21 protein-coding genes and 1 pseudogene are annotated in these 20,124 nt (G+C 74.2%); 9 read left to right on the top strand and 13 right to left on the bottom strand.

Annotation, left to right across the window (positions count from 1 at the left end; genetic code table 11):
• Nucleotides 1-109: 109 nt before the first annotated feature.
• Both ACZ6KF_RS05970 and ACZ6KF_RS05965 read right to left on the bottom strand, forming a co-directional pair.
• Nucleotides 110-802 (bottom strand): response regulator transcription factor, encoded by a 693-nt coding sequence (locus ACZ6KF_RS05970; RefSeq protein ID WP_356627835.1) that lies wholly within the window; start codon nucleotides 800-802, stop codon nucleotides 110-112.
• A gap of 103 nt (nucleotides 803-905) precedes the next feature.
• Nucleotides 906-2,156 (bottom strand): sensor histidine kinase, encoded by a 1,251-nt coding sequence (locus tag ACZ6KF_RS05965; protein ID WP_356627834.1) that lies wholly within the window; start codon nucleotides 2,154-2,156, stop codon nucleotides 906-908.
• A gap of 181 nt (nucleotides 2,157-2,337) precedes the next feature.
• Here ACZ6KF_RS05965 and ACZ6KF_RS05960 point away from each other — a divergent pair, with 181 nt between their 5' ends.
• Nucleotides 2,338-2,538 (top strand): hypothetical protein, encoded by a 201-nt coding sequence (locus tag ACZ6KF_RS05960; RefSeq protein ID WP_356627833.1) that lies wholly within the window; start codon nucleotides 2,338-2,340, stop codon nucleotides 2,536-2,538.
• 50 nt (nucleotides 2,539-2,588) lie between these two features.
• On the opposite strand, the gene ACZ6KF_RS05955 is transcribed toward ACZ6KF_RS05960, so the two are convergent.
• From ACZ6KF_RS05955 to ACZ6KF_RS05945, 3 genes and pseudogenes are all read right to left on the bottom strand, one after another.
• The gene (locus tag ACZ6KF_RS05955) at nucleotides 2,589-2,984 is read right to left on the bottom strand and encodes a guanyl-specific ribonuclease (RefSeq protein ID WP_356627832.1); all 396 of its coding nucleotides are present in this window, start codon (nucleotides 2,982-2,984) and stop codon (nucleotides 2,589-2,591) included.
• An 84-nt stretch (nucleotides 2,985-3,068) separates the two neighbouring features.
• Nucleotides 3,069-3,974 carry a DMT family transporter gene (locus ACZ6KF_RS05950; protein WP_356627831.1) on the bottom strand — a complete coding sequence of 302 codons (906 nt, stop codon included), beginning with the start codon at nucleotides 3,972-3,974 and terminating at the stop codon, nucleotides 3,069-3,071.
• A 143-nt stretch (nucleotides 3,975-4,117) separates the two neighbouring features.
• Nucleotides 4,118-4,745 (bottom strand): annotated as a pseudogene (locus tag ACZ6KF_RS05945) (dihydrofolate reductase family protein).
• Between the two features lie 196 nt (nucleotides 4,746-4,941).
• Here ACZ6KF_RS05945 and ACZ6KF_RS05940 point away from each other — a divergent pair.
• Complete coding sequence (locus ACZ6KF_RS05940; protein WP_356627957.1) at nucleotides 4,942-5,721, top strand: 3-oxoacyl-ACP reductase family protein; 780 nt, start codon at nucleotides 4,942-4,944, stop codon at nucleotides 5,719-5,721.
• Between the two features lie 433 nt (nucleotides 5,722-6,154).
• On the opposite strand, the gene alc is transcribed toward ACZ6KF_RS05940, so the two are convergent.
• Together alc and allB are read right to left on the bottom strand one after the other, a co-directional pair.
• Entirely contained in the window at nucleotides 6,155-7,285 is a 1,131-nt protein-coding gene (alc, locus tag ACZ6KF_RS05935) for an allantoicase (RefSeq protein WP_469237462.1), read from the bottom strand.
• Between the two features lie 211 nt (nucleotides 7,286-7,496).
• Nucleotides 7,497-8,834, bottom strand: coding sequence for an allantoinase AllB (allB, locus tag ACZ6KF_RS05930; RefSeq protein ID WP_356627829.1), 1,338 nt, complete (start codon nucleotides 8,832-8,834; stop codon nucleotides 7,497-7,499).
• 201 nt (nucleotides 8,835-9,035) lie between these two features.
• On the opposite strand from allB, the gene ACZ6KF_RS05925 reads away from it, so the two are divergent.
• Nucleotides 9,036-9,833, top strand: a complete 798-nt coding sequence (locus ACZ6KF_RS05925; protein ID WP_469237460.1) for an IclR family transcriptional regulator — start codon at nucleotides 9,036-9,038, stop codon at nucleotides 9,831-9,833.
• Nucleotides 9,834-10,051: 218 nt separating this feature from the next.
• Here the strand turns inward: ACZ6KF_RS05925 and ACZ6KF_RS05920 are convergent, their stop codons facing one another.
• Nucleotides 10,052-10,366, bottom strand: coding sequence for a DUF5955 family protein (locus tag ACZ6KF_RS05920; protein ID WP_356627827.1), 315 nt, complete (start codon nucleotides 10,364-10,366; stop codon nucleotides 10,052-10,054).
• A 196-nt stretch (nucleotides 10,367-10,562) separates the two neighbouring features.
• Between ACZ6KF_RS05920 and ACZ6KF_RS05915 the strand changes: the two genes are divergently transcribed.
• Complete coding sequence (locus tag ACZ6KF_RS05915) at nucleotides 10,563-11,162, top strand: nucleotidyltransferase family protein (RefSeq protein WP_469237458.1); 600 nt, start codon at nucleotides 10,563-10,565, stop codon at nucleotides 11,160-11,162.
• A gap of 211 nt (nucleotides 11,163-11,373) precedes the next feature.
• Entirely contained in the window at nucleotides 11,374-13,002 is a 1,629-nt protein-coding gene (aceB, locus tag ACZ6KF_RS05910; RefSeq protein ID WP_356627825.1) for a malate synthase A, read from the top strand.
• An 83-nt stretch (nucleotides 13,003-13,085) separates the two neighbouring features.
• Here the strand turns inward: aceB and ACZ6KF_RS05905 are convergent, their stop codons facing one another.
• Entirely contained in the window at nucleotides 13,086-13,373 is a 288-nt protein-coding gene (locus ACZ6KF_RS05905) for an Rdx family protein (protein WP_356627824.1), read from the bottom strand.
• A complete protein-coding gene (locus ACZ6KF_RS05900) occupies nucleotides 13,370-14,284 on the bottom strand; it encodes a HipA family kinase (RefSeq protein WP_356627823.1) in 915 nt (304 codons plus the stop codon). The genes ACZ6KF_RS05905 and ACZ6KF_RS05900 overlap by 4 nt, the downstream gene beginning before the upstream one ends.
• 204 nt (nucleotides 14,285-14,488) lie before the next feature.
• Between ACZ6KF_RS05900 and ACZ6KF_RS05895 the strand changes: the two genes are divergently transcribed.
• Nucleotides 14,489-14,962 carry a hypothetical protein gene (locus ACZ6KF_RS05895; RefSeq protein WP_356627822.1) on the top strand — a complete coding sequence of 158 codons (474 nt, stop codon included), beginning with the start codon at nucleotides 14,489-14,491 and terminating at the stop codon, nucleotides 14,960-14,962.
• Between the two features lie 14 nt (nucleotides 14,963-14,976).
• Here ACZ6KF_RS05895 and ACZ6KF_RS05890 read toward each other — a convergent pair whose 3' ends face one another.
• Together ACZ6KF_RS05890 and ACZ6KF_RS05885 are read right to left on the bottom strand one after the other, a co-directional pair.
• Nucleotides 14,977-15,234, bottom strand: a complete 258-nt coding sequence (locus ACZ6KF_RS05890) for a DNA-binding protein (RefSeq protein WP_356627821.1) — start codon at nucleotides 15,232-15,234, stop codon at nucleotides 14,977-14,979.
• 367 nt (nucleotides 15,235-15,601) lie between these two features.
• On the bottom strand, nucleotides 15,602-16,180 hold the full coding sequence (locus ACZ6KF_RS05885; RefSeq protein WP_356627819.1) for a Dps family protein: 579 nt from the start codon (nucleotides 16,178-16,180) through the stop codon (nucleotides 15,602-15,604).
• Nucleotides 16,181-16,392: 212 nt separating this feature from the next.
• Between ACZ6KF_RS05885 and ACZ6KF_RS05880 the strand changes: the two genes are divergently transcribed.
• Nucleotides 16,393-16,602, top strand: a complete 210-nt coding sequence (locus ACZ6KF_RS05880) for a hypervirulence associated TUDOR domain-containing protein (protein WP_469175979.1) — start codon at nucleotides 16,393-16,395, stop codon at nucleotides 16,600-16,602.
• A complete protein-coding gene (locus tag ACZ6KF_RS05875) occupies nucleotides 16,599-16,943 on the top strand; it encodes a DUF3140 domain-containing protein (protein ID WP_469158205.1) in 345 nt (114 codons plus the stop codon). Before ACZ6KF_RS05880 ends, ACZ6KF_RS05875 begins: the two co-directional genes overlap by 4 nt.
• Here ACZ6KF_RS05875 and ACZ6KF_RS05870 read toward each other — a convergent pair.
• A complete protein-coding gene (locus tag ACZ6KF_RS05870) occupies nucleotides 16,925-18,478 on the bottom strand; it encodes an IucA/IucC family protein (protein ID WP_469237456.1) in 1,554 nt (517 codons plus the stop codon). The two genes, ACZ6KF_RS05875 and ACZ6KF_RS05870, sit on opposite strands and share 19 nt — an antisense overlap.
• Before the next feature lie 112 nt (nucleotides 18,479-18,590).
• On the opposite strand from ACZ6KF_RS05870, the gene ACZ6KF_RS05865 reads away from it, so the two are divergent.
• Complete coding sequence (locus ACZ6KF_RS05865) at nucleotides 18,591-20,084, top strand: IucA/IucC family protein (protein ID WP_356627815.1); 1,494 nt, start codon at nucleotides 18,591-18,593, stop codon at nucleotides 20,082-20,084.
• The last annotated feature ends 40 nt before the right edge of the window (nucleotides 20,085-20,124 follow it).

Here is a 20,124-nt window from a genome sequence, read left to right as displayed (position 1 = left end):
CCGACGGACAGTCAGGTCCCTCCCGGCATCTGCCGGCGACACGGACCCGCGGCCCGGTGCGCGCCGGCCGGACCGGACCCCGTGTGCGGCCTGATCCCGACCACAGGCCTCAACGGCCTCCTCCCGCGCCCTCCCCCGCACCGCCCTCGACGAGCCCCGCGTCGTACGCCAGCAGGGCCACCTGCACCCGGTTGTTGAGCTCCAGCTTCGCCAGGATGCGTGAGACGTGGGTCTTGACCGTGGCGACGCTCATGAACAGGTCGGCGGCGATCTCCGCGTTGGACAGTCCCCGGCCGACCGCGACGGCGACCTCGCGTTCGCGGTCGTTGAGCGCGGCGAGGCGTTCGCGGGCGCGGGCCTGGCGGGTGTCGGCGGCCGTGCCGACGGCGTGGGCCATCAACTGGCGGGTGACGGTGGGCGACAGCACGGGCTCCCCGGCGGCCACCCTGCGCACGGCGGCGACGATCTCGGCGGGCGGGGTGTCCTTGAGGACGAACCCGGCCGCACCGGCCCGCAGCGCCCGCAGCACCTGCTCGTCGGCGTGGAAGGTGGTCAGGACCACGACCTGCGGGGCGTCCGGGCGGGCGCGCAGCCGTTCGGTGGCGGTGAGCCCGTCCACCGCCGGCATCCGGATGTCCATCAGCACGACGTCGGGCCGGGTGCGGTCGACGAGCGCCTCGACCTCCGCGCCGTCGGCGGCCTCGCCGACGATCCCGATGTCGTCGGCGCCGCCCAGCATGAAGGACAGCCCGGCCCGCACCAGCGGGTCGTCGTCGACGAGAAGGACTCTGATCGCAGTCATGGCGCATACGTAATCACGCGGGTACGACAGCCGGGCACCGGCGTCCGGCGGTCGCGCCGGGGCCGGCGGATCCGGGCCGGGCCGACGGCGACACCGCCGCGGTTCACTCCCACGGCAGCCAGGCCCGCACCTCGAAACCGCCGTCCGAGCGCGGTCCGTGCATCAGCCGGCCCCCGGACAGCGCGGCCCGTTCGGTCAGGCCGATCAGGCCCTGCCCGGAGCCCGGCACCGGCCGCACCTCGCCCTCGGGCGGGGGGTTGCCCACGCGGACGTCGACGCCCTCTCCGGCCGCACCCGCGACGCACACCGTGACCTCGGCACCGGGGGCGTGCTTGCGGGCATTGGTCAGGCCCTCCTGGACGATGCGATAGACGGTGCGGCCGATCGACGGCGGCACGGCGTCTGGATCGGCGACGCGGAGGTCCAGGGCGATCTTCGGGCCCGCCTCGGCGCACTCGGCGACCAGCGCGGTCACGGCGGCGAGGGTGGGCTGGGGCCGGCCGGTCTCGTCGCCCTCCCCCGCACGCAGGACGCCGATGATCTCCCGCAGGTCCTGGAGGGCGTCGTGGGCGCTCTCCCGGATCACCCCGGCGGCCCGCGCGACCTCCTCGCGGGAGGCGTCGGGGCGGAACTCCAGCGCCCCGGCGTGCACGCTGAGCAGGGTCAGCCGGTGGGCGAGCACGTCGTGCATCTCCCGGGCGATGTCCTCCCGCGCGAGCCGCTGCGCCTGTTCGGCACGCAGCCTGGCCTCTGTCTCGGCCCGCCGGGCACGCTCGCGCAGGCTCGTCACGAGCTGGCGTTTGGCCCGGACGAACATGCCCCAGCCGATGGTGGAGACCGTCAGCAGGCCGGACAGCACGACGGCCGCCGCGTAGGGCAGGTCGGGCTCGGGGCGCAGCCAGAAGAAGACGGGGAGCAGCGCGAGGGAGGCGCCGCCGATCCAGGCCACGTACCGGAAGGGCCGGTGCACGGAGAGGGCGAACAGGGAGACGAGGCCCGCGCCGCCCGCGGTGTTGGAGAGGAAGCAGACCGGGACCAGGGCGACCGCCAGGCCGACGGGGTGCCGTCTGCGCAGCCAGACCGCCGCGCAGGCCAGCGCGCCCAGGCACTGGTCGGCCACGGCGAAGGCGTGCGGGAGGTTCGGGTCCCTGGCCACCGTCTCCGCGCCTGCGATGCCGGTGCCGACCGCCAGCAGGAAGCAGGAGAAGTCGACGATCCAGTCGCGTGCGGTGCGCCGGGGCCGTCGGGCCGACGGTCCGGCGTCCCGGTCGAGGCCGTCCAGTACGGCGGACGGGAACAGCCAGCGCCGCCCCTCGAACTCCGGGCTCCTCGGCGCCGTTCTGTCGCTTGTCACGGTCGGCAAATCTACGCAGCAGCCGGCCGGGTCCGGGCGCTCCCGCAGTGATCCGCGACCAAAGTTGCGCAAGCCCGCGACTTTGGTCGCGGACGGGCGGGCCCGGGCGGCGACTTGCGTCGCACACGACTCGCCCCGCGGCCGATGTGCGTGGGGGGTCCGCGGGGCGAGAGTGGTGACCATGAAGCAGTTGCTGGGATTTCTCGGGTTCATCGCCCTGGTGCAGGGCGTGTTGGGGCTGGTGCACGAGTTCACCGACTGGAAGGCCGGCCTCGTGCAGCGGCTGGACTTCCTCGACGGCCACGAGGTGTTCGCGAGCGTCGCTCTGCTCATATCGGCGTTCGCGCTGTTCGCCGCCTCGGAGAGCCGGAAGCCCGGCTGAGCGCCGCCCGGTTGGACGGGGGCCGGGCTTCCGGCGGGTCCGCCGGCCGGTCAGCAGGAGTAGTTGACCAGACGGAAGGAGGCGTAGTGGTCGGCGGTGTAGTAGTCCTCCCGGTACTCCTCACCGGTGACGATGCGGCGCGCGCCGCGGGTGGAGATGTTGGGGGTCTTGACCGTGTACTCGTGGTAGTAGCCGGTCGGCTGGCTGGGCAGGATGCCTTCGCGGTTGTAGAAGACGCTGCCGTCCTGGGAGTACGGGAAGGGGCCGCCCCGGGCGATCAGCCTCAGCGTGTCGTGGGCCTGCGAGGGCAGGTTGCTGTAGCAGATGCTGCCGACGGCCGTGGGGGCCGCGGCGGCGGTCTGGGCGGTGGCGGCGCCGCCCATGAGGAGGGCGGACAGGAGCGCGGCTGCGGCGCCGATGCGAGTGGCGCGTGGGGGGAATCTCATGGCGTTATGATGACGCGCGTAGACGCTGACATGTCAATGTCAACACTGAGAGTTTCCCGGCTCGTCGGCCGCGTTTTCGGCGAGTTAACCTGCCGCCCGGCGTCCCCACGCGGTCCCCACGAGGACCAGCGCGCCGCCCGCCAGGCCGAGCGCGCCGAGGCGCTCGCCGCCGATGGCGATGCCCGCCGCGGCGGCCCACAGCGGCTCGGTGCCCAGCAGCAGACTCACCCGGGAGGGAGAGGTGCGCCGCACGGCCCACATCTGCACGAAGAAGGCCAGCAGCGTGCAGAACACGGACAGGAACACCAGTCCCGCCCACTCCCGTGCCCCGAAGCCGGCCGCCGTCTCCCACGGAGTGGTGTCCGCGCCGGTCGACAGCAGTGCGAACACCAGGACGCAGGTGCCGAGCTGGACGGTGGTCAGCGGCAGCGCGGGGGCGTCCTGCACGGCCCTCACCCGGGACATCGCCATCACGTGCAGGGTGCGGGCGAAGGCTGCGAGCAGCATCAGCAGATCACCGAGGGAGGGCGGGGTGAAGCCGCCGCCCTGGGTGAGCAGCACGACGCCGAGCACCGACAGCGCCGCCGCGCCGAGGAAGGAGCGGGCTGGGAGGGTGCGGGTCGCGGCGGACTCGGCGAGGGGCGTGAAGATCATGGTGAGGCTGATGATCAGGCCGGCGTTGGTCGCCGAGGTGTGCACGACGCCGTAGGTCTCCAGCAGGAAGATGCCGCTGAGGATCAGCCCGAGGAGGGCGGCGCCGCGCCACTGGGCCGCGGTGAGGGCGCGCAGCGAGCGCCGGCCCGCGATCACGAGGACGGGCAGGGCCAGCGCGAACCGCAGCACGAGCACCGCGAGGACGGTCTGAGCGGTGGTGATCTCCTTGGCCGCGAGATAGCTCGCGCCCCAGACCACCGCCACCAGCAGGACGGGCAGGTCGGTGAGCCAGGCGCGGCGGGGCGCGAGGGCGCCCGGTACGGCGATCGACGTCATGCGGTGCGGCTCCGGTCTGCGGCGTCAGGGGGACGTGGAGACGGCGGCGGCTCGCACGGGACGATCACCGTATCGGGGCGATGGGTCTTGGACCAGGCTTTTTCGCCGGGTCCGGCGGCGTCCGGGGCTCGGGCGTCCAGGGCTCAGGCGTCGGCGGGCAGCTCGTAGCTGCCGTACTCGGGGCGGCCCGCGAGGTCGTACGACTGGATGGAGACGCCCGCCGCGGTGATCCGTCCGCCGGTGTGCCGGAAGGCGGTGGGCAGGGCGCCCTCGGTGAACAGGCGACGGCCCGCGCCGAGGACGACCGGGAAGGTCAGCAGATGGACGGTGTCCACCAGGTCGCGGGCGAGCAGGGACTGGGCCAGCGCCCCGCTGCCGTGCACCTGGAGTTCGCCGTCGGTGCGCTCCTTCACCTCGGTGACCTCCTTGGCGAGGTCACCGCGCAGCACGGTGGTGTGCGCCCACTCGGGGTCGGTCAGGGTGCTGGAGACGACGTACTTGGGGAGGGAGTTCAGCCGGGACGCGACCGGGTCGGCGGGGTCGGTCATCCGGGGCCAGTAGGAGGCGAAGATGTCGTAGGTGTGGCGGCCCAGGAGGAAGGCCCCGACGCGTCCGAAGACCTCGTCGACGAACCGGCCGAAGTCCTCGTCGCCGTAGGGGGACGCTCCAGCCGCCCTGCTCGAAGCCGTCCCTCCGGTCCTCATCGGGACCGCCGGGGGCCTGGTACACGCCGTCGAGGGTGACGAAGGTGGTGAGGACGAGCTTGCCCATGGCGGTTCCTTCTCTCGGTGCTGCGGGAGGTTCGCTGTCATCGGTTCAGACCCCTCGACCGCCCGCAACTCATCGGTGCTCCGGTCACCGCCGGTCCGGCGGGCACTTCGGTGTCCGTTCGCCGCCAGCACGCGCGCCGGGCCGCCGCTGGAATGGGCGCATGACCTACGACACGACCGGCGACACGGCCGGTGGCATGACCAGCGGAACGACCAACGGCACGACCAGCGGCTTCAGCCGCGAGCAGACGCTGAACGGACGGGTGGCCCTGGTGACCGGGGGCAGCCGCGGCATCGGCGCGGCCACGGCGCTGAGGCTGGCGCGGGAGGGCGCCGACGTGGCCGTGACCTATGCGCGGGAGAAGGACGCGGCCCATGATGTGGTGCGGGCCGTGGAGGCGCTGGGCCGTCGGGGCGTGGCACTGCGCGCGGACTCCGGGGATCCGGCGGAGGCGGCGGGGGCGGTGGCGCGCACGACGGAGGCGCTGGGCCGGATCGACGTGCTGGTGAACAACGCGGGCGTCGGGCTGCTCGGTCCCGTGGAGACCCTGACGCTCGCCGACGTCGACCGCGTCCTCGCGGTCAATGTGCGGGGCGTCTTCCTGGCGTCGCAGGCCGCCGTGGCGCGGATGACGGACGGGGGCCGGATCATCACGATCGGCAGCTGCATGACCCAGCGGGTGCCCGGGCCGGGCGGCACGCTGTACGCCATGAGCAAGGCGGCCCTGGTCGGGCTGACCAAGGCCCTCGCCCGGGAGGTGGGCGGACGCGGGATCACCGCGAACATCGTCCATCCCGGTCCGGTGGACACGGACATGAACCCGGCTGACGGTCCGTACGCGCCGGGCCAGGCGGCGATGACCGCGCTGGGCCGGTTCGGGAGGGCCGAGGAGGTGGCGTCGACGGTGGCGCATCTGACCCTGGCGCCGTACGTCACCGGCGCGGAGTTCTCCGTGGACGGCGGGCACGCGGCGTAGGCGGGGGGCGGCGGTCACGCGGGGCCCCGGCGGCCGGCCACCGGCGTGGGCGGCTGGGGCACGCGGCGGCAACCACCCGCCATGGGCCCCCGGCGACCGGCACCCCGCACCGCGCACCCCGCACCCCGCACCCCGCACCCGATGACCTTGGGGCCGGGGCACGCCCTGTGGCCGGGGCACGCGGCGACACGACCCCGCCACAGGCCCCAGCGACAGACGGCCGGGCACTGGGCACGCGTGGGCGGCGGTTACCCGCCGTATGCCCCGGCAACCGGTCGTCCGATCCCCCGTAGCCCAGCGGCTCAGCCGCCCAGCAGCTCAGCGGCCGGGCGGCCGAGCGACCGGGGCGCGCGGCGGCGGGCTCGCGGCGCAGCCCCGTCACCCGGGCGACGGACGGTAGGCGCGAGGGCGCGGGTGCGCGCCCCCGCATGGCTCAGCCGGCCAGTTCCTGGTGCCGTGCCGTCAGTGCCGCCGTGCCCGCCTGCGTGAGGGTGCCGAACAGGCGCAGGCGGGAGATGCCGCCGTCGGGGAAGATGTCGACGCGGGCGTGGGTCCCGACGGCCTCCTCCGGGAGGACGAAGCGGTGGTCGGTGTCGGGCTGGAGGCGGGTGCGGGGCACGATCTCGTGCCAGTCTCCGTGCTCGCCGTCGCGCACGGAGACCGCCGCCCAGCCGGCGCTGTTGCCCTTGAGGCAGGCGGTGTCGATCTCGACGGCGCGGATGCGGGCCTGGGCGGCGAGCCGGTAGCGGATCCAGTCGTTGCCGTGGTCGCGGCGGCGGCGGGTCTCCCAGCCGTCGTCCATCCGGTGGGAGCGGCCGGGCCGGATGGTGTTGTCGGCCGGCGAGTAGAAGCGGTCGGAGGCGTCCTCGACACTGCCGCCGTTCTCCAGGGCCACGACGTCGAACGCGCCGAGCGCGGCGAGCCACGCCGGGTCGGGCACGACCTCGCCGTGGACGCGCAGTCGGGCGATGCCTCCGTCGGGGTGCTGGTTGAGGCGCAGGTGGGTGAAGCGCTGCCGCACCGAGACGGTGAAGCCGTTCGCGGCGTGGCCGCCGACCGGCGTGCGCGGGACGAGCTTCGTCCACTTCACGTCGTCCGAGAGGAGTTCCTCCGGGGACGGCGTGCCGGATACGCACGCGCCCTGGACCGACACGGACTGCGGGTGGTTGCCACGGAAATGGGCCGTGTCGACGACGATGCCGCGGATCAGGCCGGGCGCGCCGAGGCGGATCAGCGCCCAGTCGTGGTCGTCCGCGGCGGGCCAGGGGTGGTCGGCGCCCGCTCCGCGGCGACGCCGGGTCTCCCAGCCGTCCATGATCTTGCCCTTGTGCCCGAAGTGCTCGGGGTCGAACACGGCGCGCCCGGGGAGCAGCAGGTTCTCGCGCTGGGCGAAGAACTCGTCGTTGGCGGCGACGACCGCGGCCCCGAGCCGGCGGTCGGCGAGGTCGGCGTAGCGGGTGAAGGGGAAGTCGGCGGTGCGGTAGTCCGCGTACGGGTCGCCGCCACCGTAGGGCTGCGCGTCGCCGGTGAAGCGGACCGGCGGGAGTGGGTGCTGCGCCGTCACGGTGATCGGGTCCTGCCTTTCGGGTCGGGGCGCCTTCGGGGACGGGCGTGCCTTCGGGTCGGGCCTGCCTCTCAGGGTGTGTCTTCGAGGGCGGGTCGTGCCTCTCGGGTGTGCCTCTCGGGTGTGCCTCTCGGGGTGCCTCTTGGGCGGGGGGGCCTCTTGGCCGGGGTGCCTCTCGGGGGTGTCTCTCGGGGGGCGGTTACTGCCGTGGTCAGTCGGTGCGGGTGAGGAGCCGTCCCTCCGGATCCGTGAACCGGCCGTCGGCGTGGATGCGCCGGCCGCGCAGCCATGTGGACTTCACGACGCCGCTGAGGGTGCGGCCGGCGTAGGCCGTGACGGGGTTGCGGTGCTGGAGGGCAGCCGGGTCGACGGTGAACGTCTCGTCGGGGGCGAGGACGGCGAAGTCGGCGTCGCGGCCGGCCTCGATGGCGCCCTTCTGCCGGAGACCGGCCAGTGCGGCCGTGCGGGCGGACATCCAACGGACGACGTCCTCCAGGGTGTGGCCGCGCTTGCTGGCCTCGGTCCACACCGCCGGCAGGCTCAGCTGGAGTCCGGAGATGCCGCCCCAGGCCGTGGCGAAGTCGCCGGTCTTCAGGTCGGCGGTCGACGGGGAGTGGTCGGTGACCACGCAGTCGATCGTGCCGTCGGCCAGCGCCTGCCACAGCAGGTCCTGGTTGGCGGCCTCGCGGATCGGCGGGCAGCACTTGAACTCGCTCGCCCCGTCCGGGACTTCCTCGGCGGTCAGGGTCAGGTAGTGGGGGCAGGTCTCGACCGTGACGCGTACGCCCTCGGCGCGGGCGGCGGCGATCAGCGGCAGCGCGTCGGCGGAGGACAGATGGAGGATGTGCACGCGTGCGTCGAGACGCCGGGCCTGGGCGACGAGGCCGGCGACGGCGGTGTCCTCGGCGTCGCGCGGCCGGGAGGCGAGGAAGTGGGCGTACTTCGGGCCGCCCCGCTGGGGGGCGGCGGCGAGGTGGTGCGGGTCCTCGGCGTGCACGACGAGCAGTCCGCCGAACCCGGCGATCTCGGCCATGGAGCGGGCCAGTTGATCCTGGTCGAGGTGCGGGAACTCGTCCACGCCGGAGGGCGACAGAAAGGCCTTGAAGCCGAAGACGCCAGCGTCGTGCAGCGGGCGCAGGTCGTCGACGTTGCCCGGCAGCGCGCCGCCCCAGAAGCCGACGTCGACGTGCGCCTTGTCGGCGGCGACCCGCTGCTTGGTGCGCAGGTGACCGACGGTGGTGGTGGGCGGCAGGGAGTTGAGCGGCATGTCGACCAGGGTGGTGATGCCGCCGGCCGCCGCGGCGCGGGTGGCGGTCCAGAAGCCCTCCCACTCGGTGCGGCCGGGGTCGTTCACATGCACATGGGTGTCGACCAGGCCGGGCAGCAGGGCGTCGTCGCCGAGGTCCTCCAGGTGTGCCCCGGCCGGGAGCGGGGCGTCGTACGGGAGCACGGCGGTGATCCGTCCGCCGGCGACCGCGACCGACGCGGCGCGCGTCCCCTCGGGCGTGATGACGCGCGTCGAGCGCAGCACCAGTTCGGACTCGGACACCTGGCCCCCCTCTCGACCGTCGTTCACATCCACGTAACGGAATTCAACGTTCTGTTGAAGGAGTCTTCACTCCGGCCCGGCACCCCGTCAAGGGCGCCCGTCCGGCACACACCTCCACAGCGATCCGGCTGCGCACGAACAGGGGGCAATCGGCCGCCGGGTACGCTTCTGCCCTTCCCGCCCGTCCGAAAGGAACGCGCCGTGCCGAGGTCCAGCGCCAGCACCTCCGACTCCGCCAGGTCCAGCGCAGGCGGCGTCCAGTCCCTGGAGCGCGCCTTCGACCTGCTGGAGCGCATGGCGGACGCGGGCGGCGAGGTCGGCCTGAGCGAACTGGCCGCGTCCAGCGGGCTTCCGCTGCCGACGATCCACCGTCTGATGCGCACCCTGGTGGCCTGCGGCTACGTCCGCCAGCAGCCCAACCGCCGCTACGCCCTCGGCCCCCGTCTGATCCGTCTGGGCGAGTCCGCCTCCCGCCTGCTCGGCAGCTGGGCCCGCCCTCACCTCGCCCGCCTGGTCGAGGAGACCGGCGAGACGGCGAACATGGCGCTGCTCGACGGCGACGAGGTCGTCTACGTGGCGCAGGTGCCGTCCAAGCACTCCATGCGCATGTTCACCGAGGTGGGCCGGCGTGTGCTGCCGCACTCCACGGGCGTCGGCAAGGCACTGCTGGCCGGCTTCCCGGACGAGGAGGTGCGCGCGCTGCTCGCCCGCACCGGCATGCCCGCCGCGACGGACCGGACGATCACCACCCCGGAGGGCTTCCTCACGGCGCTCGCGGACGTGCGCCGGCTCGGCTACGCGGTGGACGACAACGAGCAGGAGGTCGGCGTGCGCTGCCTCGCCGTCCCGGTGCCCGACTCCCCCACCGCCGCCGCGATCTCGATCTCGGGTCCGGCGGGCCGCGTCACGCAGGCGGCGCAGGAACGGATCGTGCCGGTGCTCCAGCAGATCGCCGCGGAGCTGTCGGAGGCGCTGGCCGGTTCCGGGCCGGGCACCTGACGGGGAGGGTTCGCCGCCGCAGGCCTCACCCGCACGGCCGTGCCGCCCGGCCCACGGCCACACGGCCCTGGGCCCGTCTACCGGTACGCCCGTCGAATGCCTCAGCCGCCCCGCACGCCTCCGCACGCACGCACCCCCGCGTGCCCGGCACCCCACCCCGCCCGCCCGGCACGCCCGGCACGCCCGGCACGCCCCCGGAAGGCTCACCCCGGGCGGCCTCAGCCCCGCGGCGGCTCCCCGAACAGCTCCACCGCCCGGCGCACCTCGGCGAGCCCTCGCCCGAGCGCGCTCACGGAACCGATCGCACCCGCGACCAGTAACAGCGAGTGGCGCAGACGCGGGACTTCGGGCGTCCCGTGGGCCGCCATCGCGGCGAGGGCGGCGAGTTCGTCCTCGGCCACCCCGCGGTCGGGGAAATCGGCCGGATGGACGGCGAGGGCCCGCCGCAGCCGGGACACGGCTGTGAGCAGCTCCGCCGCTCTGGGGTCCTCGTCACTGCCGGTCACTCGCTTCTGCCCCAAGCTCCGCAACACAGCTCTCCCCCCTGGCACGTCGCCGCGCCAGTCCCGCCCCGTACGATTCACTCCCCCTCGTACGCCCCGCAGCGCGCTCCGAGCGCCGGGGACGCGGGTCAGTAAACGCCACCCGCTCCCGAACCGCCACCGCGCGCACGGAAATTCAGCCCTTCCCCCGTCACGCGGTTGACGCGGTGTCAGGTATGCAGGACGTATGACACACACGGAGGACGAAGTCGCCGGGCTGCTGCTCGCGGCGGGCGGCGGGCGGCGGCTCGGTGGACGACCCAAGGCGCTGCTCCTCCACCAGGGCCGGCCCCTGGTCGAACACGCGGCGGGCGTTCTGCGCGCGGCCGGGTGCGCCCGCGTGCACGTGGTCCTGGGGGCCGCGGCCGACGCCGTGCGGGACCGAGCGGAACTGGCCGGATGCGTGCTGGTCGACAATCCGGCGTGGGCGCAGGGCATGGGCTCCTCACTGCGCGCCGGTCTGGAGTCGCTGGCCCGCACGGGCGCGCGGGCGGCGCTCGTCTTCCTGGTGGACCAGCCCGGCATCGGCCCGGAGGCGGTGGCCCGGGTGCGGGCGGCGTACCGGGACGAGACGTCACTGGCCTCCGCGACGTACGGCGGGACGCGAGGTCACCCCGTCCTCTTCGGCGCCGCCCACTGGGCGGGCGTCGCCGCGACCGCCACCGGCGACCGGGGCGCCCGCGCCTACCTCCACGCGCGGGCCTCGGCGATCACCCTCGTGGAGTGCGGCGACGTCGCCGAGCCGTACGACATCGACACCGCCGACGACCTCGGACGCCTTGAGTGACCCCCGGCCCGAAGCGCTTCGACCCGGAGCGCTCCCACGTCGACGAACATTGAGCTTCCACGATGAGGAAACTACTATCCATTTCAATTCCCAGAAGCTGCCGCCACCACCCACAAGCCGTCAGCCCTCTCCCACAAGCCGCCGGATCCACACCACCAGGCATCCACTCCCGGCATCCAGTCCAGACATCCACCCAAGGAAGTGACCGCTCATGTCCGCCGCACCTGCGCCGTCCCCGCCGGTCATCGTCGACGCCGAGCCCCTGCCCCGGCAGGACGAGGTCCTCACCGGCGCGGCGCTCGCCTTCCTGGCCGAGCTGCACCGCCGGTTCACGCCCCGCCGTGACGAACTCCTCGCCCGGCGTGCCGAGCGCCGCGCCGAGATCGCCCGCACCGGCACCCTCGGCTTCCTGCCCGAGACCGCCGCGATCCGCGCGGACGATTCCTGGCAGGTGGCCCCCGCCCCCCAGGCCCTGAACGACCGCCGGGTGGAGATCACCGGCCCGACGGACCGCAAGATGACCGTCAACGCCCTCAACTCGGGTGCGAGGGTCTGGCTCGCGGACTTCGAGGACGCCTCCGCCCCCACCTGGGAGAACGTCGTCCTCGGCCAGCTCAACCTGATCGACGCCTACGCCCGCGGCATCGACTTCACGGACGAGCGCACCGGCAAGTCGTACGCCCTGCGCCCCGACGAGGAACTGGCCACGGTCGTCGTGCGGCCGCGCGGCTGGCATCTGGACGAGCGTCACCTCACCGGCCCGGACGGCGCCCCGCTGCCCGGCGCCCTGGTCGACTTCGGCCTGTACTTCTTCCACAACGCACGGCGGCTGCTGGACCTCGGCAAGGGCCCGTACTTCTACCTCCCGAAAACGGAGTCGCATCTCGAAGCCCGCCTGTGGAACGACGTGTTCGTCTTCGCCCAGGAGCACCTGGGCATCCCGCGGGGCAGCGTGCGCGCCACCGTCCTCATCGAGACGATCACCGCCGCGTACGAGATGGAGGAGATCCTCTACGAACTGCGGGAGCACGCCTCCGGGTTGAACGCCGGCCGCTGGGACTACCTGTTCTCGATCGTCAAGAACTTCCGTGACGCCGGGGCGAAGTTCGTCCTCCCGGACCGCAACGCGGTCACGATGACCGCCCCGTTCATGCGCGCGTACACCGAGCTGCTCGTGCGCACCTGCCACAAGCGGGGCGCGCACGCGATCGGCGGCATGGCGGCGTTCATCCCGTCCCGCAAGGACCCCGAGGTCAACAAGGTCGCCTTCGAGAAGGTCCGCGCCGACAAGGACCGGGAGGCCGCCGACGGCTTCGACGGCTCCTGGGTCGCCCACCCGGACCTGGTCCCGATCGCCATGGAGTCCTTCGACAGGGTCCTCGGCGACCGGCCGCACCAGAAGCACCGGCTGCGCGAGGACGTCGACGTCAAGGCGGAGGACCTGCTCGCCGTGGACTCGCTGGAGGCCAGGCCGACGTACGCGGGCCTGGTCAACGCCGTCCAGGTCGGCGTCCGTTACATCGAGGCGTGGCTGCGCGGCCTCGGCGCGGTCGCCATCTTCGACCTGATGGAGGACGCCGCCACGGCCGAGATCTCCCGGTCGCAGATCTGGCAGTGGATCAACGCCGGCGTGGTCCTCGACAACGGCGAGCGGGTCACCGCGGAGCTGGTGCGCGGGGTCGCGGCGGAGGAACTCGCCGCGATCCGCGAGGAGATCGGCGCGGAGGCCTTCGCCGCCGGGAACTGGCGGCAGGCGCACGACCTGCTGCTGAAGGTCGCCCTGGACGAGCAGTACGTCGACTTCCTGACGCTGCCCGCCTACGAGCAGCTGGGGGGCTGATCAGCGCCTCGACGGCGGTCCAACGGCACACGCGTCATCAGCGCCCCAACAGCCGATCGGCGCCTCGGCGGCCGATCACCGCCTCACCGCTCCGAGTGGCCCAGGGTCCTGCCCGGGGCCACTCGGTCGCGTACGGCCCGCTTCACCGCCGTCGGCTCCGGGAAGCCCTGCTCGCGGCGGTCCCACACCACCTCGTCGTCGACGCGGACCACGAACACGCCGCCCGTGCCGGGTTTGAGGGCCAGCTCGGTCAGTTCCGCCTCGAAGGTCGTCAGCAACTCCTGGGCGAGCCAGGCGGCGCGCGGCAGCCAGCGGCACTGGGTGCAGTACTCGATCTGGACGCGACGGGGGTTCGGGGGGTTCTGGGTCATCCCAGGTGCACCGACCAATCCTGTTCCGCGGCCGGCTTGCCGTGCAGGTCGGGGACCCGCTTGAGCCAGCTCGGCCGTCCCTGCCGGGTCCGTTGCGCGCGCCGGGCGTCCTCGGCGGCGAGTTCCTCCCGGGTGGGGAAGTCGGTGGGCAGCCACGCCGCGGAGGCGCGCACGCGCGCGTGGAGGTGATCGACGTACGCGTCGCGGGCCTGCTGCGGGCTCTCGAAGCCGGGCTCCTCGGCGAGCCAGGCGTCGGGGACGGCCGCGGTGACCTCGCGCAGCAGCTCGCGGGTGACGCGGGGCGCCAGCTCGGCGTCGGCGGCGCGGACGTCGGGCGCGTACCGGCCGAGGGCGTGGTGGCGGAAGTCGTAGGCCTTCGCCGGGTCGGAGCCGTCCCAGCGGTGGTGGAAGACGAGGGCGGCGCCGTGGTCGATCAGCCACAGCCGGGGCGGGGCGACGCCGGCCGTGGGCCACACCAGCAGGTTGGAGCTGTGCACCGTCCGGTCGACGTTGACGGTGAGCGCGTCGAGCCACACGATCCGCCCGGCCTCCACCGGGTCGACCGGGAACACCTCGGCGACCTCGGGCGTGAAGTCCATGGCGCCCGGCAGGTGGTCCATGCCGAGGTTGATCCCGGCGCTGGCCGCGTGCAGGCCGCGCACCTCCTGGTGCGGCTCGTCGGCGGCGATGGCGGGGTCGAAGCGGACCAGCACCAGCTCGGGAAAGCGCAGTCCCAGGGCGCGGGCCAGCTCGCCGACGACCACCTCGGCGACCAGCGCCTTGCGGCCCTGCGCGGAGCCGGTGAACTTGACGACGTAGGTACCGAGGTCGTCGGCCTCGACGAGCGCGGGCACGGAGCCGCCCTCACGCAGGTGCGTGATGTAGCGGGTGGCGGTGACCTCGGTCAGCATGTTCTGCAGCCGGGAGTGACGACTGGCACGCTGGATCCCCCTGTCTCCCGAGCAGTCCGGCGACTGCGGTGTGCCCCGGGCCCCCCGCCTGGGCCGACGGGGAGGCCGTAACCGAGCGTACAGCCGGCCGTGGGTGCCCGGTGGCCCGACCGGGGTACACGCTCCCTCGCCTGCACCGCACCGGCAGGCCGGAGAGGAGTGGTCATGACGGAAGACGCGCGCAGCGGGGGCGACGGGCCGGACGAGGCGCACCGCCGTCCGCAGGGGGTGGACGACGCGACGGTGGAGGCGCTCGGATCACTGTCCAAGGCGCTGGAGACGACGGAGCGGGCCCGCGGGCACCTGTACTCGTTCCACCAGCTCACCGGCACGGCCGACCTTGAGCTCGACCGCGCCGTGGAGCTGCTGCGCAAGGCGGGCCACCCCGAGTGGGCCGACCGCGTCGAGACGGAGGTCCTGGGCCGCAACGTCATCCCGGGACACTGGACGTTCCAGATCGTCGAGGCGTACGACCGGACCTACTACGAGGCGTTCAGAAGCCTGCAGCGCGAGGCGGTGGAGCGGCTCGCCCAGGGGCGCGACCACCTGCACGAAGCGGAGATGAAGGAGGCCCGCCGGACCCGGAACCACCCGGACCACACGGCTCGCCCCGACAGCCCCGGGCGCCGGAACCGCTGACGGACGCCGCTCTCCTACCGGGTGTCGCCGTGGAGGTACTCGGTCAGGGCCCTGCCCGGTTCGAAGACGGCGGAGCCGCCGTCCGCGCGGAAGCGGCCGAAGCTGCCGACCGCGACCGTTTCGCCGTCCTTGAGTCCTTCGGCGATGACGCCCGCCGAGTCGACCGTGCCGAACAGGGCGTCGATCACCCGCTCGGCGTCCTCGGGCAGGATCTCCTGCCCGCTCTGCGCGGCCTTGCGTGCGCCGGCCTCGGCCAACTGAGCCTTGTCCATGTCTCGCCCTCGCCTCCTGTCCGGTACGGGTCACCGTGCCCCATGGGAGCACCGCCGCCCGGTCCGCGGGCGCAGGCGTGCCGGGGGACCCCTGATCGGCCTACGCGCCGATTGGCTCGGCCGAACGCGCCCGGAGTGCCGACGGCGTCGTCCGGGCCTACCGTGGGCGCCACGAGCGCCCGGTGAAGGAGCCGCCCCATGTCCATGTCCGCGAGTCCGCTGAACGGACGTACGGCTGTCGTGACGGGTGCGGCGCGCGCGCCGGATTCCGGGCGAGGCGGCGAACGGACGCCCCCGCCGCCGCAGCCGGCGCCTTCAGTCGTGGGCCGGGCCCCGTGCCGTTGCGCGGTCGGCCGGACCGGCCGTGTCAGGGCTGGTCGCGGGCCTGTTCGGCCGCACGGGCCGCGGCGCCGCTCTCGGTCGTGGCGCCACTGGTGCTCAGCACGCCGCCGCCGGACTCCAGGTGGGCCCGGACGAACCACTGGAAGAGCTCCAGGCCGCGCAGCTGTCCGATGAGCATGTCCTGCGTGACGGGATCGAGGGTCTCGGTGGCCTCCATCGCCTCGCGGTGGTCCTTGATGACGTTCGTGTACACGAGGTCGAGCGCGCCCAGGTGCTCGATGGCCTCGGCGCGGCCGATCGAGTAGTCGTCCCAGGTGCGCGCGGCCACCAGCGCGCCGGGAGTGCCGTTGGGCTCGCCGCCGAGGGTGGAGATCCGCTCGGCGATGTCGTCGGTCATGGAGCGGACCTCCTCGACCTGGGGGTCGATCATCTCGTGCACGGCGATGAAGTGCGGACCGACGACGTTCCAGTGGACGTGCTTGAGGGTCAGGTGGAGGTCGTTGAGGGAGTGCAGCCGCATCTGCAGCAGCTCGATGATCCGCCGGCTGTCCTCGGTGCTCATTCCCGGCACGGTGTACGAGAGGGACGGATGCTGTGACGGCACAGTGGCGCTCCTTGCCTGGTCGGACGCTGGGACGGTCAGCCAAGCAGGCGCCGCGGCCGGCACGGCGCCGCACCCTCCGCGGCCCGCCCGAGGCCACCGGTGTGGAGCACAGCGAGCGGCCCGTGTGGATGCATCCCGGGCGGGACTGGACGATCCTGGGGTGAGTGGGGGCCGTGTCGGCGAAGGGACGTGCCGTGTCCAGGAAGGACGACATGAAGAAGGGCGAGGCCGTCTCGTGGAAGAGCCACGGACGGGAGGTGGCCGGGAAGGTCAAGAAGAAGATCACGGACCGCACCCGGGCGGCCGGCCGCACCGTGGACGCCTCCGAGGACGACCCGCAGTACGAGGTGGAGAGCGACAGGACCGGCCGCTCGGCCGTGCACCGGCCCGGGGCCCTGCGCAGGAGGGGCAAGGGCGCGTGACGCCTCCCGGACGGCGGGACGACGACCGGGACGGGACTCTCGCCGCGTTCCACGAGGCGGTCAACATGACCGCCGGCGAGCTGGAGAAGTGGCTGGGCAGCGAGGAGTCCCGCAGCGCCGGGCAGAGCGACGGCGGTGAGAGCGTGGGGCACGCTTCCGGGCGGCGCATCGTCGAACTGCTGCGGACGAAGAAGTCCCAGCTCGGCGACGACGACATCGCCCACATGCGCAAGGTCGTCGGTTACGTCCGTCGGCACGTCGCACAGCGCCCCGGCGGCGACGTGTCGGACACCCGATGGCGTCACTCGCTCATGAACTGGGGTCACGACCCCTTGAAGTAGCGGGCGTCCCCGTCGAGCAGCGGGTTGGGCAGCGGGCGGTAGCGGGAGTCGGCGCCGTCCGCGCCGGTCCAGCGCAGCAGCAGGTTGGTCTTGGCGGGGAGCGTGGGCGCGGTGAGCAGGGCCGCGGCCTCGGGCAGGTCGGGGCGGCGGGCGGCGGCGAGTTCCGCGCGGGCGGCGGGCCAGGGGTCGAAGCCGGGATGGCGTTCCGCGAGGGCCTCGGCCAGCTCGACCAGGTGGTTGACGACGAGGCAGTACACGAGCCGCTCCCAGCCGGCCCGCCGCGACGTCTCCGGCAGCAGCTTCACGCCCTCCACGTCCCGGAACAGCGCCTGCACCGGCGTGCCGTCGGCGGCGCACGCGATCAGGGAGTTCTGCAGGTGCGCCTCGAGGACGACGCCGTGCTCGGCGAAGGCGGTGAGCACCGGCGGGACGACCTGGCGCAGATACGCCCGCCACCAGCCGGCGGGATCGGCCGTGGCGTCGGGCGGGCTGCCCGCGAACCCCTCCACCAGGCCGGCGGCGAGGTAGGGGATGGCGCCGGGCAGGACGTGGTCGCGCACGCCGTCGCGCACGACGACGGCCAGCTGTTCGAAGGCGAAGGAAGCGGTGCGGTAGCCGCGGTCGGAGAGCCAGGCGGCCGGGCCGGGCAGCGCGGCGAAGGCGGCGGTGACGGCGGCGTCGGTGCGGCGCAGCTTCAGCAGGTCGTGCCGCCACAGCCGGCGTACGTCGTTGGTGATGCGCACGTCCAGGCTGAACTTCAGGAACAGCTCGGCCCCGGGCACGTACACCGTGCGGACGGCGGCCGTGGGCCAGGCGGGGGCGGCGGTGGCGCCCAGCCGGATCAGGCGGCCGTCGGCGAAGGCCGCGGCCAGGTCGGGGGCGGCGAGGTCGAGCTGCCAGGGGTGGGCGGGCAGCAGCCGGTAGCCGGGCGGGGCCTCGCCGAGGGCGTCCAGCGCGGAGGTGTCGCCGTCGTCCACGACGGTGTCGGCGCGCACGCCGAGCAGGGTCAGCGGGAAGCGGGCGTGCGCTTCGGGGGCGTAGGGCAGCCAGCCGGCGGCCGGGCCGCCGCCGCGGGTCTTGGGGGCGGGGTGGTGGGGGTGGCCGGTGATCAGGGACTGCTCGGAGCGCAGATAGGGATCGTCGGGCGGGGTGGCGCGGGCGCGGGCGGCGAGGATCGCGGCGACGGCGTCGCGGCTGTCGAGCATCTCGGCGGGCAGCTCGTGGTTGGGCAGGCCGGTGTGGCCGCGCAGTTCCTCCGCGACGAGCGCGACCAGGCCGGCGTGGTCCAGGCGCCGCCAGCGGCCGGACTCGTGGACCTCGGCGGCGGCCGGGCGGCGCGCTCCGCGCACCCGCAGCAGCCGGCCGGCGGCGGGCAACCGGTGCAGCCCCGGTTCGCCCGGCGCCGGGCGGGCCAGCTCGCGCAGCAGGCAGTTCAGCAGCGGTGCGGCCGCGTACGCGTCGGCCAGGCCGTCGAGGCCGTCGCGCTCGGCGGCGTCGCCGCCTGCGCCTGGGGGCATGAGATCTACGCGTTCCACTCGTTCCCTACGGTTCTTTCGTGCGCGTTCCGTGCGGAGACGATCAGTATCGCGGTCGTCGTCGCCCGCCGGGACCGCGCGCCCGTCCCCTACCCGTACGGAGGAACCGCCCGTGCACCGTCCCCCGACCGCCGAGGCCGAGACCGCCGGCGAGCTGGCCGCCGTCCGCCCGGACCTCGCCGCCCGGTACGCGGCCGAACTGCCCGGGGCGCGCGCGGCCGTGCTGACCCGGCTGTGGCGGGCGCTCGCCCACGAGCCGCTGCCCTGGCTGGCGGGCCGCGTCCGGGACCGGGACGGCGTCACACTGCTGCTGCGCGACGGCCGCCGGCTGCGCGGCCCGGTCCCGGACCCGTACCGGACGGACGCGTACGTCACCGCCGTACGGCTCGACCGGGAGGTGTACGACCGTCCGGCCCGGCTGATGGCGGACCTCGCCGTGCCGCACGGTGCGGGCTTCGCCGCGGAACTGGACCACGGCACCGCCTCGTTGGCGCTGTCCCGCGCCGCGCAACCGGCTCACCCGGAAGAGTGGCCGGCGGTGGACTGGGAGTGGGAGCAGCGAGTGGTGGACGGGCATCCGTTCCACCCCAACTGCCGGTCCCGGCCGGGTTTCTCGGTGGCCGAGCAGCTGGCGTACGCGCCCGAGCACCGGCCGCTGGTGGGGCTCGGCGCGGTACCGGTGCCGGGGGAGGCGTGCCGGGTGGTGGGCGCGTGGCCCGCGCAGCTGCGGGAGGCGGGGCGGGTGCTGGTGCCGGTGCACCCCTGGCAGGCGGCGCATGTGCTGAAGCGGCCGGGCGAGCCGGTGCTCGACGGGCATCCGCTGATGTCGCTGCGGACGCTGGCGGTGGACGGCCTCGGGCACGTCAAGACCGCGCTGAGCGCCCGGTTGACGTCCTCGGTGCGGGACATCTCGGTCGGGTCGGTGACCGCGTCCATGCGACTGTCGTCGCTGGGCGAGGAGTTGGCGGGGCGCACGGACGGGCTGCTGCACGTCACCCGGACGCTGGGCGCGGTGACGGACGGGACCCCGGACCTCGCGGCGGTGCTGCGGGAGTCGCCCCAGCGGTACGCGGCGCCGGGGGAACGGGTGCTGCCGGTGGCGGCCCTGGCGGCGACCGGCCTGGCGGACTCCCCTCAGTGGCTCGGCGACTTCGCGCGGCTGGCGCTCACCGTGGGGCTGCGGCTGCTGGAGCTGGGGGTGGCGCTGGAGGCGCACGGGCAGAACCTGCTGGTGGTGCTGGCGCAGGACGGCGCCCCGCTGCGGCTGGTCTACCGCGACCTGGCCGACATCCGGGTCGGCCCGAAGCGGCTCGCGCGGCACGGCGTCCCGCTGCCGGAGCTGCCGGCGCGGATCCTCACCGACGACGTGACGGCCCTGCGCCGCAAGCTGTTCGGCTCGCTGGTCGCGGGCGCGCTGGCCGGTGTCGCCGGGTCGGGGCCGGCGCTGGGGGCGGCGCTGGAGAGCGCCGTACGGGATCTGCCGCGCACGCCCGATCTCACGGCGCTGCGCGAAGAGCCGCTGCCCGCGAAGGCGTTGACGCTGATGCGGTTGTCGCCGCGGACGCCCGGGGACCAGTGGACCGAGCTGCCCCGGCCGATGCGCTGAGCCGCGGGGGCCCGGGCCCGCGTTTTGGTGCGCCACGACC

It is taken from the genome of Streptomyces sp. NPDC046379, from assembly GCF_055587785.1.
The sequence above is the reverse complement of the archived record's forward strand: the minus strand, read 5'-3'. Positions and strand labels throughout refer to the sequence as shown.